Genomic DNA, 13,332 nt, shown 5'->3' on the forward strand with positions numbered 1-13,332 from the left:
CCTCAACCGAAAACGCCGGTGGAGAGGTAGCGATCGCCGCGATCGCAGATGATCGCCACAATCACGCTACCCGGGTTCGCCGCTGCGATCCGCAACGCACCGGCCACCGCACCGCCGGAGCTGACGCCGCAGAAAATGCCTTCGCGCTGCGCCAGCTGACGCATGGTCTGCTCGGCGTCGGTTTGCTCGATATCCAACACCTGATCCACCAGATCCGGGCGGAAAATACCCGGCAGATAAGCCGGTGCCCAGCGGCGAATACCGGGAATATTGCTGCCTTCCGCCGGTTGCAAGCCAATGATCTGCACCTGCGGATTTTGGCTCTTCAGGTAGCCGCCCACGCCGGTAATGGTGCCGGTGGTGCCCATGCTGGAGACGAAATGGGTGACCCGCTGCTGGCTCTGCTGCCAGATTTCCGGGCCGGTGGTGGTGAAGTGGGCGTAGGGATTGTCCAGATTGTTGAACTGATCCAGCACCTTGCCCTGCCCCTGATTCTGCATGTCCAACGCCAGGTCACGCGCCCCTTCCATGCCCACTTCCCGGCTGACCAGGATCAGCTCGGCCCCGTAGGCGCGCATCGCCGCCTGGCGTTCCAGACTCATGTTTTCCGGCATCAGCAGCGTCAAAGCGTAGCCTTTCAACGCCGCGATCATCGCCAGCGCAATGCCGGTATTGCCGCTGGTGGCCTCAATCAGCCGGTCACCGGGTTTTATCTCACCGCGCAATTCCGCCTGCTGGATCATCGCCAGCGCGGCACGGTCCTTCACCGAGCCCGCCGGATTATTGCCTTCCAGCTTGACCCAAACCTCGCTGCCCAGTCCTGCGGCCAGACGTTGTAATTTTACCAGCGGGGTATTGCCGATGCATTGTTCGAGCGTTATCACGTGCTTTGCCTGTGTGTTGAAGTGCGTAATGTAAAAAGGCAACCCCAGGGTTGCCTTTAAAATGATGTTGGGAGGTAAAAACTATCAGGCGCTTTTAGCTAACGCAACAGGTTGTAGCAGCCGATCGCCAGCGTACAGGCGCGCATTCAGGCTGCCGACGTAATAACGGCCACCGCGAACCGGCGGCTCGTTGCCGTCAGGCAACACCACGCTGATAGGTTCCTGGTGCCAACCGATCGGCTGAACGGTCATCTGCCAGAAGTGGCCACGCGGGCTAACCTCCAGCACCTGCACCGGCAACGGGCAGCGTTCGCTGCTCTCGGTGCCCACTTCCATCTCCCAAGGCCGCAGGAACAGATCCACGCTGCCCTGATGCATCGGCTGGAACGACAGCGGCCACTGGTGCGCGCCGACGAACAGTTGCGAGCCGCGGATTTCGCCGCTCAGGCGGTTCACTTCGCCCATGAACTCCAGCACAAAGCGGCTGGCCGGTTCGCGGACAATTGCTTCCGGCGAACCTACCTGCTCAATATTGCCCTGGCTCATAACCACGATGCGGTCGGCCACTTCCATCGCCTCTTCCTGATCGTGGGTGACGAATACGCTGGTAAACTTCAGCTCTTCATGCAACTGACGCAACCAACGGCGCAGTTCTTTACGCACCTGGGCATCCAGCGCACCAAAAGGTTCGTCCAGCAGCAGAATCTGCGGCTCTACCGCCAGTGCACGAGCCAAAGCTACGCGTTGCTTCTGGCCGCCGGAAAGCTGTGAAGGATAGCGGTTGGCCAAATGACCCAGTTGCACCATCTCCAACAGTTGGGTCACTTTTTGTTTGATCGCCGCGGCATTCGGGCGCTCACGACGCGGCAGCACGCTCAGGCCAAAGGCAATGTTGTCGAACACCGTCATATGGCGGAACAGCGCGTAATGCTGGAACACGAAACCCACCCGGCGATCGCGCGCATGCACATTGCTGACGTCGGTGCCGTGGAAGCCCAGCTTTCCGCCGCTCTGGTTTTCCAGCCCGGCGATAATGCGCAGCAGCGTGGTTTTGCCGGAGCCCGACGGCCCCAACAACGCCACCATCTCACCGGAGGCAATATCGAGCGAGATATCGTTCAATACCTTGGTACGACCGAAGAACTTGTTGATACCGTTAATCTCAATGCTCATGACTTTCCTCCCGCTCGAGACGTGCATTTTGACGTTCCAGACGCCATTGCAGGCCACTCTTCAAAAATAGGGTCACTATCGCCATCAGGGTCAGTAACCCGGCGGCGGTAAAGGAGCCAACAGTGTTGTAATCCTGTTGCAATAACTCGACCTGCAGCGGCAGGCTAAAGGTCTCGCCGCGAATAGAACCGGACACCACCGACACCGCGCCGAATTCGCCAATGGCGCGCGCGTTGGTCAGCACCACGCCGTACAGCAGCGCCCAGCGAATGTTCGGCAACGTCACCCGGCGGAACATCTGCCAGCCGGAAGCGCCCAGTAAAATGGCGGCCTCGTCTTCCTGGCTACCCTGGCTCAGCATCATCGGCACCAGCTCACGCACCACGAACGGACAGGTCACGAAAATGGTCACCAACACCATGCCAGGCCAGGAGAACATGATCTGGATATTGTGCGCATCCAGCCAACCGCCCAGCAGGCCATTGCTGCCGTAAAACAGCAGGTAAATCAGCCCCGCCACTACCGGTGAAACGGCAAACGGGATGTCGATCAGCGTCAGCAGCAGCTGGCGGCCCGGGAAAGTGAACCGCGTCACCAGCCAGGCCAACAAGGTGCCGAACACCAGGTTGAACGGCACGGTAATCAGGGCAATCAGCACCGTCAGCCAGATAGCGTGCAACATGTCGCGATCGACCAGGTTGCTCCACATCGCGCCAGCGCCCTTGGAAAAGGCTTCGGCGAAAATCGAAATGATCGGCACCACCAGCAGCAATACCGAAAACAGCACGCCGATACCGATCAGCGTCCACTTGCCCCAATTGACGCGCGGGCGTTCGACGCCGTTGAACTCAGAGATATCCGCCATCAGTGCCCCCCGATGCGTCGGCCAAAGCGGCTTTGCAGAACGTTAATGCTGAACAGCAACAGCAGCGAAGCCGCCAGGATCACCGAGGCAATCGCACTGGCCGCCGGATAATCGAACTCCTGCAGACGAACGAAAATCATCAGCGAGGTCACTTCCGTCTTCCAGGCGATGTTGCCGGCGATGAAAATCACCGCACCAAACTCGCCCAGGCTGCGGGTAAAGGAAATGGCCGTACCGGCCAGCAGCGCCGGTGCCAACTCCGGCATCACCACGCGACGAAAACTCTGCCAGCGGGTTGCGCCCAGGGTCTCAGCGGCCTCTTCATATTCGGGCCCCAGCTCTTCCAGCACCGGTTGAACGGTACGCACCACGAAGGGCAAGCTGGTGAAGGCCATCGCCACCGCGATACCAAGCCAGGTGAACGTCACCTTGATGTCAAAATGCGCCAACCATTGGCCATACCACCCGGTGGTGGAGAACAGCCCCGCCAGCGTCAAACCAGCCACCGCCGTCGGCAGCGCAAACGGCAGGTCGATCAGGCCGTCCAGCAGCGTGCGCCCCGGAAAACGATAGCGAGTCAGGATCCAGGCCATCAGCATGCCGAACACCGCGTTGAACAAGCTGGCGACGCCCGCCGCCAGCAACGTGACCTTATAGGCGGCAACCACCTGCGGGTTGGAAACCACTTCCCAATATTGCGCCAGGCTCATCTGCGCCAGCTGCATCACCAGTGCGCTGAGCGGCAGCAGCAGGATCAGGCAAGTGTAAAACAGGCTGCTTCCCAGACTGAGACCAAACCCAGGCAGAACCCGTTTGTTGGACAACAACATTACTTATGCCCTGCCGCTAACAGTTGATCCAACTCGCCACCGGTAGAGAAATGCGTCTTCATCACCTGTGGCCAGCCACCAAACTGATCTTCTACACGGAACAGTTTGGTCTGCGGGAACTGGCCCTTCGCGGCCGCCATCGCCTGCTTGTCATACACGCGATAGTAGAAGCTGGTGATCACCTGCTGCGCAGCCGGGCTGTAGAGGTAATTCAAATAATCTTTGGCGGCCTGTTCAGTGCCGTTTCTTTCCACGTTTTTGTCGACCCAGGCGACCGGGAACTCCGCCAGAATATCGACCGGCGGCACGATCACCTGATACTTGTCTTCGCCATACTGCTTGCGAATATTGTTCACTTCCGACTCAAAACTGATCAGCACGTCACCCAGGCCGCGTTCCACAAAGGTAGTGGTCGCACCGCGACCGCCGGTGTCAAACACCAGCACATTTTTCAGGAAACGGGTCATAAAGGCACGGGTTTTGGCCTGATCGTTGCCGTCAGCCTGGCTGGCGGCTCCCCAGGCAGCCAGATAGGTATAACGGCCGTTGCCGGAGGTTTTCGGGTTTGGGAACACCAGCTTCACATCGTCGCGCACCAAATCGTTCCAGCTATGGATGCCTTTTGGGTTGTCCTTGCGCACCAGGAAAGCCATGGTGGAATAGAAAGGTGAGCTGTTGTTCGGTAAACGAGCCTGCCAGTCAGCCGGGATCAGTTGGCCGCGATCGTGCAGGATCTGCACATCGGTCACCTGGTTGTAGGTCACGACGTCGGCACGTAACCCCTGCAATATGGCTAGCGCCTGCTTGGAAGAGCCGGCGTGAGATTGTTTGATGGTCAGCTTGTCGCCCGGATGCTGCTGGTTCCACTGCTGTTCAAAACCCGGGTTCAGCGCGGTAAACAATTCACGGGAAACGTCATAGGAGCTGTTCAGCAGCTCAGCGGCCGAAACGGTACCGCTGGCTAACAGCGCCGCCGCCAACCATCCTTTCAGCATGAAATTTTTAACCCGTGTTTGTTTCATTGTGCACCTTATAGCTGAATCAATCCGCCGGGCTTTCGCCCTGATGTTGACCAGTGTATTTATAACTAGGTGCGGAGCTGTAACGCTTTTATATACCGTTTAGTGATTTTCAAGCATCAAACGCTATAAGGCAGGGGCAGAGCGGTGTGGCAGAGGAGGAAGTTAATCCGGAGCCGGCATGGCCGACCCCGGAGGAAAGGTTAAAGCGACAGCAGGCGCGTCAGCGAAGGCGCAAAGTAATAGCTGCCGGTCACCGCACGGCTGAAACGCAGCATCGCATCACGTTTGCCGTCCAAATCGCCAAACATGCTCAGCAGCTGTTTTTCGATGTTATGCAGGCGGGCGCAATAGGCGATGAAATACAGCCCGTGTTTACCGCTGGCAGTACCGTAAGGCAGGCTCTGACGCAAAATCTTCAGGCCTTTGCCGTCTTCTTTCAGATCGACACGGCTGACATGCGAGGTGTCAGGACGCTGCTCCGGCGGCAACTCTTCGCTGTCGTGCTTGGTGCGGCCGATAATCTGCTCCTGCTGCTCAGTGGTAAAGCGCTGCCACTGACGCAGGTTATGTTCATAACGCTGCACCAGCACGTAGCTGCCACCTGCGTCTTCTTCACCTTCGGCGATGACCGCCACTTCAGGACGTTTATCGCCCTGCGGGTTTTCAGTGCCGTCGATAAAGCCGCTCAGATCGCGCTCTTCCACCCAGCGGAATCCGTGGGTTTCTTCTTCAATCTTGATGGCGTTGCCGAACGCTGCCAGCGCCGCCTGCGCCAGCGTAAAGTTAACGTCATGACGCAAGGATTGGATGTGGATCAACAGATCGCGCTGGGTGGCCGGGGCCAACCCTTTGCCCAGCGGGGTGAATGGCTTCAGCTCTTTTGCGCCCTGACCGCTGGAAAGGTCGTGCCAGACGTCATAGCCAAAGGCGATCACCGCGCCCAAATGCGCATCGGGAAACTGCTGTTGCAGCTCGGTCAACGTCTGGCAAAACTGCTTGCAGCCCTGGCGCAAATCGGCGAATTCGCCCTGCACGGTGGCTTCCATAAAAATGGCGAAGCGGCAGTGTTCCAGTAAAATACCGCTCTGAACCTGGGTCATTATCGTTATCCTCAAAATCGAAATCGAGTAACAGGTTACTGTTTGTCCATGGGTTTCCTGTTAAGAATGCGCAGTATCATACCCGATGAAAACGGGATTGCCTTGCATCAGCGCAAAGAAAATAGGGATACCCGCAACCGGGCAATTTCGTCCAAAGGGAGCGGTGATTTAACGTTCAGCGGGGAGGGAAACCAGAGAAACCAGGGGCGCCGCGGAATGGACAGAGCCCGGCCCAGTCGGAACGCATCTCGCGCCGCGACCCACTGACCGAGTTGGCTGCGCTATTTCTGGCGCTGTAGCGCGGCGTGGTGTATCCCCCTGTCCCGATTTGGGCGGCCGCGCGGTTGCTGGATTGGATGCTGCCGGCATTAGCCTGCTAGCTTTTTTCTACAGCGGGCGACTGAGACCTGATTATTGCCCGTTCTCCAGGCTCCGATGCAGCCTGCCATGGAATTTACGCAAATTTGACAGTATTGATTCTTTAACGTGTGGTGAAAAATCCTCGGGTAGGATTTCAATGACAGCTTCGATGGCTCTGGGGATATTATCTGCAAAATAACGCAAAATTTCCCACATTTGCGCGTCGCTAAAGTTCACTTCTTTTGCCGTAGCCAAAAAGTGACGGGGGTAGAGGGTGTTGATCTCGGTTTTTCTGCCTTTGCTTGCCTTTAGGCTCATGGCTAACTTAAGGTCGCTCATATGCAATCCTGGTCCGCCCAGAACAGGAAATGCAGAGATAATATCGTAGAAGGGGGTCAATCTATAGCTGCCTCCAGCCTGGATAAAAATAGAAAAATTTTTCGCATGCCCATCGGTGGCGCCCAAAAGCCATTGGAAAACCTGGAATTTCATAAAGTCATAGCGGTCTTTTAACGCTTCGCTGGAACCGAGCAAAAATTCCATGATTTCGGGGATGCCTGGTCCCCCATCAGATTCATATTTCACTGACGAGGGAAGGCCAAATGCTTGGCAAAGGTCTTCTTGCGGCAGACGCAGTAATACCGTTCTTTCCCCGGCCCACCTTCTGTCGAAGCGTTCTACTGCAAGCGCTCTGATAGCCTTTGTTCTGATGATTTCCGTATCAGGAACGTCGAAACCCAGTTCACGCGCCAACGCTAAACATAAATATTCATTGTCCACGCTTTCGCTCAAATCCAGGGTCGCATTAGGTTGTTTTATTTCACCTATCGGCAGTTTAATGATGTGGGTCGTAGGCGTAGTACCTTTAGGGATACACCAACTTTTATCAATCTTTAAAAGCGCCGTTTTTTCCTGGGCACCGGCAACAGATATTCTGAAATCATCTTCCTCAGCAATCATGCCGAGTGGAATGTCTGTTCGATAGGCAGTCAGCAGTTCTTCCAGTTTAGCCGGAGCAAGTGGCTCCCAGGAGAGGGCCCGATCGCTGACTTGTTCGCCGGGAGCAAGCAATGTCACGGCACCTACGCTGTCCCTGCCAATCTCAGCCAGCAGATCAAACGGTTGTTTCGACTTGGCTTTATATCTCTTAACAATCCGATCTCTAACTTTTGGATTATCCGGTAGGAGATTATCGAAATAGTTAAACACAGCGTTGGAGGTAATGTTGCCATATTGTAAAGGTAAGGAAAGTGAAAGCGGTCTGGCGCGTTGATTTAGGATCCAATTCTTATCATATTTAAATGCATGCGCACCGTTACCCTGCTTCGTCAACTCACCGACGAGTTCGTCGTTCATCCATGCAATCAAACTTGCCATTACCAGTCGAGATCCTGTGAGTTACCCTTCATCGGGGGGGCGGTAATATCATTTTTTTTGACGATAACCATGCTAACATCAAGGGATTGAAGTAATTTAAACACAGTGGCCAACGTTGTTTTTTCCGGATTATTTTCAAAGTTGGAAATCGTTGCCTGCTTAATGCCAATCCGGCAGGCCAACTCGCTTTGAGTCCACTGATTTTGCTGCCTAACCAGTTTTAGATAGTTAGCCAGTTGAACCGGACTGTATATTTTGGGTGGATTGAGCATGTTACCTCCAGTCGCGACCACCGTTGCATTGTGGTGCTGATTATTATCCTCACTCAGGGATAGTATTAGGTTTATACCCTTAAGGGTATAATGTCAACTTTTTGAACGAAATATCCGAATGTGAGGATAAACAAATTAATATACCCCTGTAGGGATAATCACATCATTACCCCCCGGTGAGGATAATAATCGAATTATCCTTAGAAAGGGATAAATCGAAGTGGGCCGTAAGCTCAGTGAACAACCCGATCGCCTAGAACAACGAGACTTAACGAGATGTCATGGTCAGGTAAAACCGGACACCAATTTAGGCACATTGTGGCGGTCGTCGTTGGTATTCATCCGGCGAGATATTTCCCAGCCGATAATGTCGCCGCTTCAGATTATAAAAACTGTCGATATAATCAATAACGTCTGCAATACCCTGACTTCGGGTTTCATAGCGATGGTAGTTAACTCTTTCTCCTTTCAAGATGCGGAAAAACCTCTCCGCAAGGGTATCATCCAGTCAGTTACCCTTGCGGCTCACGCTGCCCGGCACATCAAGTTCCCGCCGGCAGAATTGGAACTGAGCGCTAATATACTGCGCCCCCTTGATCGCTATATGACTATCTGGCATTTGGGGGTGCAGTTAAGAACGGGCGCCCAGGGGGGAAGCTTTATTGCGGTTTGGCGTGCCAGATGATCTTGCTGACCGTCCAGCTTTTCAGCGTGTCATCCGGTGGGATGATATCTTGCGGGCCGGCCCACTTGCCGTCGAAGATATAGGTGACGTAATTGCTCTGCTGTGCGACGCACTCGACCTTGCCGGCATCATCGCCGTCGGCCGGTTTACAGGCACCGAACGCCTTGCTGTACAGGTCACTGAACGGCGTGCCCAGCTTACTGCCCCACTCGGTCGCGACTTTGCTGTCCATCACGTCCACGCGCTGCACGTGACCCTTGGGTTCCCCGGTGATCACCAGCTTCACGTCGTTGCCGTCCATCGCCTGGTAGTAGGAAACTATTTTGCCCTGGCTGGTGGCCATGCCACCGCGCAGGCGGTAATCGCCGTTCAACCCGTCGTTAATGGCGCTTTCCGACATCGGGGTACCGGCGTTGAGGTCGCCAACGCCCTTGGCGCTGACTTCGAGGCTGCTGCCAAACCAGTTAAATGGCGACAGGCTGGACCAAGAGAAATTGGACATCGTCGAACAGCCGGTCAGTAACAGCGGAAGCCCTAACAACAGTGGGCGAACATTCATTTTTAGCTCCTTAACATCAATGACGGGGCACAGTCTGCTCTGCCCTGCCGCACTTGGCGTTTTGTTGCGTGTCAGCCTCTCACAACTGTCCACGCATCGCCATCGGTTGCGAGCTTGGAGTGCGGAAAATGAGAAAAGTGCCGCACTGTGCGGCAATTAACCCGCCTCATCCTGTACCACGAAACAGGCCTTAAGACGCGCACTCAGCAGCAAGTAAGCCAGCGCCAACGCATCGAGCAACGCCAGCACGATGTCCAACGCCGAAGGATTGTCGTCTTGCTGCCACAGGCTAAACAGGGAACCGCCCAACGCTGCCAGCAACGAAGCAATCAATACCCAGCGCCAGGCACGCCATAGCCGTGGCCACTGGTGACGACGCGGAGCAATCAAAAATGCCAACGCCGCCGGCAGCCCCAGCACGATGCCATACCAGAACCATTGGGTGTCCGGGTAAAACAGCGATAGCAGGCCTTCCCCCTGCTGGCGCGAAACCCCGGCCATCACAAACAGGATCCAGGTGCGGGCCTGTAAAATCAGTACGCCCCAAAACCACAGCGGCAAACGCAACGCACCGTGCTGATCGTAATCGTCGGGGGAAAAACGGGGTGGAAGTGGCTTCAACATCGATTCCTTGCCAATATCATGATGATTTTTCAAATGGGTGCCGTGTTTATTGTTTTCAATGCGCGCGCTTAAGAACCCCTTAAGATTTTCATGCTTTACTTAACCCCATCAAACCAGCAGTCCTGATTGGCAGGGCTTTGATTCTAGATTGAGATAAGGAAGCTTAAGATGAAAAAATATACCCTGGCAGCATTAATTGCTCTGTGTAGCGCACCGGTTCTGGCTCAGCAAGGCGGGTTCCTCGATCCTGCGGCACCGCAAACGCACACCCAAAACACGCAGCAAGGCGGATTTTCCGGCCCTAGCGCCGCGTTGACCACCGTCGACAAGGTCAAATCAATGAGTGATGACACCTGGGTGATGCTGCAAGGCAACATTGAGCAACGCGTCGGCGACGAGACCTACACCTTCCGCGACGCCAGCGGCACGCTGACGGTCGAGATCGACAAAAAACGCTGGAACGGTCAGACCATCACCCCGAAAGATAAAGTGCAGTTGGAAGGGAAAGTGGATAAAGACTGGAGCAACGTGGAAGTCGACGTGAAAACCATCAAAAAACTGCCCTAACGCGCAGTTTGGGCGGTGAAGCCTCACCGCCCAAAATATCGCTCAATATTCCTGATCTTCGATCAACCGCTTGCCCAGGCTGGTAATGCTCTGGATCTCGTAACCGAGTTTCTCGTACATCTCGATCACCGTGTCGTTATCTTCCCGCACCATCAGTTGGATCTTCGGGCAACCGCGCGCGATCAATTTTTTCTCTAACCGGCTGATCAACGCATTAGCGATACCGCGTCCGCGATAATCCGGATGCACCCCGAGATAATACGCCGAGCCACGATGACCGTCGTATCCCCCCATCACCGATCCCACGACTTCCCCGCCCACTTCCGCGACCAGAAACAGATCCGGATCGTGATTCAGTTTGCGCTCAATATCCATCTCAGGATCGTTCCACGGCCGCAGCAGATCGCAGCGCTCCCACAGGGTAATGACTTCTTCAAAGTCGTCTTGTCGAAATACGCGAATTTCCATCGATGTTCGCCGCTGTTAATTAAGATGTTTATCTGATTATCGCGGGATTATTCACTTACGCAATATCAAACTGCGATTTCCCCGGGCAATAATGCAGAAATCCCCGGTAACTCGCGTAATAAATGGACATAGTTATCCGGTCGATTAATGATTATCAATACGATATAACGTCGCAAAATAGAATTTGTCGATGGAGCGTAGCGTTATGAAAAAGCAGGTTAAACCCTTCCTCAATTTTAAACCGCTCCCCGTTTCCCCCACGCGACGTCAATTACTGCTTTCTGGTCTGGCGCTGGTGCTGCTCGGCAGTAAGAGCCAAACGGCCCATGCCGAAACCGGCGGCATGCTGCGCAAGCAACACGCTAAAACGGCGCCCAAACCCAGCGGCAGCAAAAGGTTGGTGATGATCGACCCCGGTCACGGCGGCATCGATTCGGGCGCCGTCGGCAGAGAAGGTTCGCAGGAAAAACACGTGGTGCTGGAGATTGCCAACCATGTGCGTCGCATTCTGCACGAACAGGAACACGTTGAAGTGCGCCTGACGCGGGAAGAAGACGAGTTTATCCCCCTGTTTCAGCGGGTGGAGATTGCCCACCAGCATCAGGCCGATCTGTTTATCTCTATCCATGCCGACGGTTTTACCAGCCCGGAAGCCTCCGGCGCCTCGGTGTTTGCCCTGTCCAATCGCGGTGCCAGCAGCGCCATGGCGCGTTATCTGTCCAACCGCGAAAATGCCGCCGATGACGTGGCCGGTGGAAAATACAAAAATCAGGACAACTATCTGCAGCAGGTGCTGTTCGACCTGGTGCAAACCGATACCATCAACAACAGCCTGACGCTCGGCCGCCACGTGCTCGGCCAGATCCGTCCGGTACATCATCTGCACAGCAACAGCACCGAACAAGCGGCGTTCGCGGTGCTGAAATCCCCGTCGATTCCATCGGTACTGGTCGAAACCTCGTTTATCACCAATCCGGCGGAAGAACGCCTGCTTGGCACCACCGCATTCCGCGAGAAAATCGCCCGCGCCATCGCCGACGGCGTGATCAGTTTCTTCAGCTATTACGATTCACACCAACGAAAACCCGGCTGATACTGCCAGCCACGGTGAATAAAGGTATACTCTGCGGCTTGTTCAGTCAGACGCTGTGAATTAATCCGTATGAGTTTATCGACCATCGCAGAAGTAAAATCCTTCCTGCTGGCACTGCAGGACCGCATCTGCACGCAGCTGGCTCAGGCCGACGGCGGCGCCGTTTTCAACGAGGACCGCTGGACGCGGGAAGAAGGCGGCGGTGGCCGCAGCCGGGTATTGACCGACGGCGCGGTGTTCGAACAAGCGGGCGTCAACTTCTCACACGTCTCCGGTGCCACCCTGCCCGCCTCTGCTACCGCACACCGCCCCGAGTTGGCCGGCCGCAGCTTCCAGGCGATGGGCGTGTCGTTGGTGATCCACCCGCGCAGCCCTTATATCCCGACCAGCCACGCCAACGTGCGGTTTTTCATTGCGGAAAAGCCGGGCGAAGAACCGGTGTGGTGGTTTGGCGGCGGCTTTGATCTGACCCCCTTCTACGGCTTTGAAGAAGATGCCATTCATTGGCACCGCACCGCCGAACAGCTGTGCGCCCCCTTCGGCGAGCAGGTGTATCCCAAATACAAAAAGTGGTGCGATGACTATTTCTTTATCAAGCACCGCAACGAAGCGCGCGGCATCGGCGGCCTGTTCTTTGACGATCTCAACACGCCCGACTTCGCTACCTGCTTCGCGTTTACCCAAGCGGTGGGCGAAGGCTTCCTCGATGCCTATTTGCCGATCGTGGAAAAACGCAAGGCGCTGAGTTGGGGCGATAACCAACGTCAGTTCCAGCTGTATCGCCGTGGCCGCTACGTCGAGTTCAATTTAGTCTGGGATCGCGGCACGTTGTTTGGCTTGCAAACCGGCGGACGTACCGAATCCATCCTGATGTCGATGCCGCCGCTGGTACGCTGGGAATACAACTATCAACCGGCGGAAGACAGCCCGGAAGCGGCACTTTACCGTGATTTCCTGCCGGTGCGCGATTGGTTGAAGGAGCCGGAATAATGCAGATTTGGGTCGATGCGGACGCCTGTCCCAACGTGATCAAAGAAGTGCTGTTTCGCGCGGCGGATCGTACCGCCATGTCGGTAACGCTGGTTGCCAACCAACCGCTGAGAACGCCGCCTTCCAGGCATATCCACACTCTGCAGGTGGCGGCCGGTTTTGACGTGGCGGATAACGAAATCGTGCGCCGCTGCGAGAAAGGCGATCTGGTGATCACCGCCGATATCCCGCTGGCTGCCGAGGTGATCGAAAAAGGCGCGGTGGCGCTGAATCCGCGCGGGGAACGCTATACGCCGGACACCATTCGTGAGCGCCTGAACATGCGCGACTTTATGGACACCCTGCGCTCCAGCGGTATCCAGACCGGCGGCCCGAATACGCTGAACCAGCGCGACCGTCAGCAGTTCGCCAACGAGCTGGACAAGTGGTTGCAGCAGGCAAAACGGGCGCAGTGATTGCGCCC

At 55.7% G+C, this 13,332-nt stretch carries 16 protein-coding genes; 4 read left to right on the forward strand and 12 right to left on the reverse strand.

The annotated features are described in order from the left end of the window. Positions 1–2: 2 nt before the first annotated feature. The 11 genes from cysM to NR114_RS22655 all read right to left on the reverse strand — a co-directional run bounded on the left by cysM (position 3) and on the right by NR114_RS22655 (position 9,748). Complete coding sequence (cysM, locus tag NR114_RS22610; protein ID WP_234529600.1) at positions 3–884, reverse strand: cysteine synthase CysM; 882 nt, start codon at positions 882–884, stop codon at positions 3–5. Between the two features lie 84 nt (positions 885–968). Next, entirely contained in the window at positions 969–2,057 is a 1,089-nt protein-coding gene (gene cysA, locus NR114_RS22615; RefSeq protein ID WP_234529599.1) for a sulfate/thiosulfate ABC transporter ATP-binding protein CysA, read from the reverse strand. Further along, positions 2,047–2,922 (reverse strand): sulfate/thiosulfate ABC transporter permease CysW, encoded by an 876-nt coding sequence (gene cysW / locus NR114_RS22620; RefSeq protein WP_020827998.1) that lies wholly within the window; start codon positions 2,920–2,922, stop codon positions 2,047–2,049. The genes cysA and cysW overlap by 11 nt, the downstream gene beginning before the upstream one ends. Further along, positions 2,922–3,752 (reverse strand): sulfate/thiosulfate ABC transporter permease CysT, encoded by an 831-nt coding sequence (gene cysT / locus NR114_RS22625; protein ID WP_234529598.1) that lies wholly within the window; start codon positions 3,750–3,752, stop codon positions 2,922–2,924. The genes cysW and cysT overlap by 1 nt, the downstream gene beginning before the upstream one ends. Beyond that, positions 3,752–4,774 (reverse strand): sulfate ABC transporter substrate-binding protein, encoded by a 1,023-nt coding sequence (locus NR114_RS22630; protein ID WP_020828000.1) that lies wholly within the window; start codon positions 4,772–4,774, stop codon positions 3,752–3,754. The genes cysT and NR114_RS22630 overlap by 1 nt, the downstream gene beginning before the upstream one ends. 200 nt (positions 4,775–4,974) lie before the next feature. Beyond that, complete coding sequence (locus NR114_RS22635; protein WP_115058356.1) at positions 4,975–5,874, reverse strand: Dyp-type peroxidase; 900 nt, start codon at positions 5,872–5,874, stop codon at positions 4,975–4,977. 411 nt (positions 5,875–6,285) lie between these two features. After that, positions 6,286–7,611, reverse strand: coding sequence for a type II toxin-antitoxin system HipA family toxin (locus tag NR114_RS22640; protein ID WP_234529597.1), 1,326 nt, complete (start codon positions 7,609–7,611; stop codon positions 6,286–6,288). Then, positions 7,611–7,883, reverse strand: coding sequence for a type II toxin-antitoxin system antitoxin HipB (hipB, locus tag NR114_RS22645; RefSeq protein WP_234529596.1), 273 nt, complete (start codon positions 7,881–7,883; stop codon positions 7,611–7,613). The genes NR114_RS22640 and hipB overlap by 1 nt, the downstream gene beginning before the upstream one ends. Positions 7,884–8,190: 307 nt before the next feature. Beyond that, positions 8,191–8,391 (reverse strand): IS3 family transposase, encoded by a 201-nt coding sequence (locus NR114_RS24330; RefSeq protein ID WP_372907102.1) that lies wholly within the window; start codon positions 8,389–8,391, stop codon positions 8,191–8,193. Positions 8,392–8,542: 151 nt separating this feature from the next. Beyond that, complete coding sequence (locus NR114_RS22650; protein ID WP_256814509.1) at positions 8,543–9,127, reverse strand: RpoE-regulated lipoprotein; 585 nt, start codon at positions 9,125–9,127, stop codon at positions 8,543–8,545. A 156-nt stretch (positions 9,128–9,283) separates the two neighbouring features. Then, positions 9,284–9,748 (reverse strand): DUF2919 domain-containing protein, encoded by a 465-nt coding sequence (locus tag NR114_RS22655; protein ID WP_046374996.1) that lies wholly within the window; start codon positions 9,746–9,748, stop codon positions 9,284–9,286. 171 nt (positions 9,749–9,919) lie between these two features. Here NR114_RS22655 and NR114_RS22660 point away from each other — a divergent pair, with 171 nt between their 5' ends. Beyond that, positions 9,920–10,318 (forward strand): YgiW/YdeI family stress tolerance OB fold protein, encoded by a 399-nt coding sequence (locus NR114_RS22660; RefSeq protein ID WP_020828004.1) that lies wholly within the window; start codon positions 9,920–9,922, stop codon positions 10,316–10,318. A gap of 42 nt (positions 10,319–10,360) precedes the next feature. Here NR114_RS22660 and NR114_RS22665 read toward each other — a convergent pair whose 3' ends face one another. After that, positions 10,361–10,786, reverse strand: a complete 426-nt coding sequence (locus tag NR114_RS22665; RefSeq protein WP_020828005.1) for a GNAT family acetyltransferase — start codon at positions 10,784–10,786, stop codon at positions 10,361–10,363. Positions 10,787–10,991: 205 nt separating this feature from the next. On the opposite strand from NR114_RS22665, the gene amiA reads away from it, so the two are divergent. The 3 genes from amiA (at position 10,992) to NR114_RS22680 (ending at position 13,324) form a co-directional block, all read left to right on the forward strand. Beyond that, positions 10,992–11,879, forward strand: coding sequence for an N-acetylmuramoyl-L-alanine amidase AmiA (amiA, locus tag NR114_RS22670; RefSeq protein ID WP_234529595.1), 888 nt, complete (start codon positions 10,992–10,994; stop codon positions 11,877–11,879). A 69-nt stretch (positions 11,880–11,948) separates the two neighbouring features. Beyond that, the gene (gene hemF, locus NR114_RS22675) at positions 11,949–12,869 is read left to right on the forward strand and encodes an oxygen-dependent coproporphyrinogen oxidase (RefSeq protein WP_020828007.1); all 921 of its coding nucleotides are present in this window, start codon (positions 11,949–11,951) and stop codon (positions 12,867–12,869) included. Further along, complete coding sequence (locus NR114_RS22680) at positions 12,869–13,324, forward strand: YaiI/YqxD family protein (protein ID WP_020828008.1); 456 nt, start codon at positions 12,869–12,871, stop codon at positions 13,322–13,324. The genes hemF and NR114_RS22680 overlap by 1 nt, the downstream gene beginning before the upstream one ends. The last annotated feature ends 8 nt before the right edge of the window (positions 13,325–13,332 follow it).

Source organism: Serratia sp. Ser99 (genome assembly GCF_024519545.1).
Taxonomy (GTDB): Bacteria; Pseudomonadota; Gammaproteobacteria; order Enterobacterales; family Enterobacteriaceae; genus Serratia; species Serratia liquefaciens.

Excerpts from the sequence above, each read along its gene's own strand:
- cysA (WP_234529599.1), bottom strand. The coding sequence starts at position 2,057 with ATGAGCATTGAGATTAACGGTATCAACAAGTTCTTCGGTCGTACCAAG.
- cysW (WP_020827998.1), bottom strand. The coding sequence starts at position 2,922 with ATGGCGGATATCTCTGAGTTCAACGGCGTCGAACGCCCGCGCGTCAAT.
- cysT (WP_234529598.1), bottom strand. The coding sequence starts at position 3,752 with ATGTTGTTGTCCAACAAACGGGTTCTGCCTGGGTTTGGTCTCAGTCTG.
- NR114_RS22630 (WP_020828000.1), bottom strand. The coding sequence starts at position 4,774 with ATGAAACAAACACGGGTTAAAAATTTCATGCTGAAAGGATGGTTGGCG.
- NR114_RS22635 (WP_115058356.1), bottom strand. The coding sequence starts at position 5,874 with ATGACCCAGGTTCAGAGCGGTATTTTACTGGAACACTGCCGCTTCGCC.
- NR114_RS22640 (WP_234529597.1), bottom strand. The coding sequence starts at position 7,611 with ATGGCAAGTTTGATTGCATGGATGAACGACGAACTCGTCGGTGAGTTG.
- hipB (WP_234529596.1), bottom strand. The coding sequence starts at position 7,883 with ATGCTCAATCCACCCAAAATATACAGTCCGGTTCAACTGGCTAACTAT.
- NR114_RS22650 (WP_256814509.1), bottom strand. The coding sequence starts at position 9,127 with ATGAATGTTCGCCCACTGTTGTTAGGGCTTCCGCTGTTACTGACCGGC.
- NR114_RS22660 (WP_020828004.1), top strand. The coding sequence starts at position 9,920 with ATGAAAAAATATACCCTGGCAGCATTAATTGCTCTGTGTAGCGCACCG.
- NR114_RS22665 (WP_020828005.1), bottom strand. The coding sequence starts at position 10,786 with ATGGAAATTCGCGTATTTCGACAAGACGACTTTGAAGAAGTCATTACC.
- amiA (WP_234529595.1), top strand. The coding sequence starts at position 10,992 with ATGAAAAAGCAGGTTAAACCCTTCCTCAATTTTAAACCGCTCCCCGTT.
- hemF (WP_020828007.1), top strand. The coding sequence starts at position 11,949 with ATGAGTTTATCGACCATCGCAGAAGTAAAATCCTTCCTGCTGGCACTG.
- NR114_RS22680 (WP_020828008.1), top strand. The coding sequence starts at position 12,869 with ATGCAGATTTGGGTCGATGCGGACGCCTGTCCCAACGTGATCAAAGAA.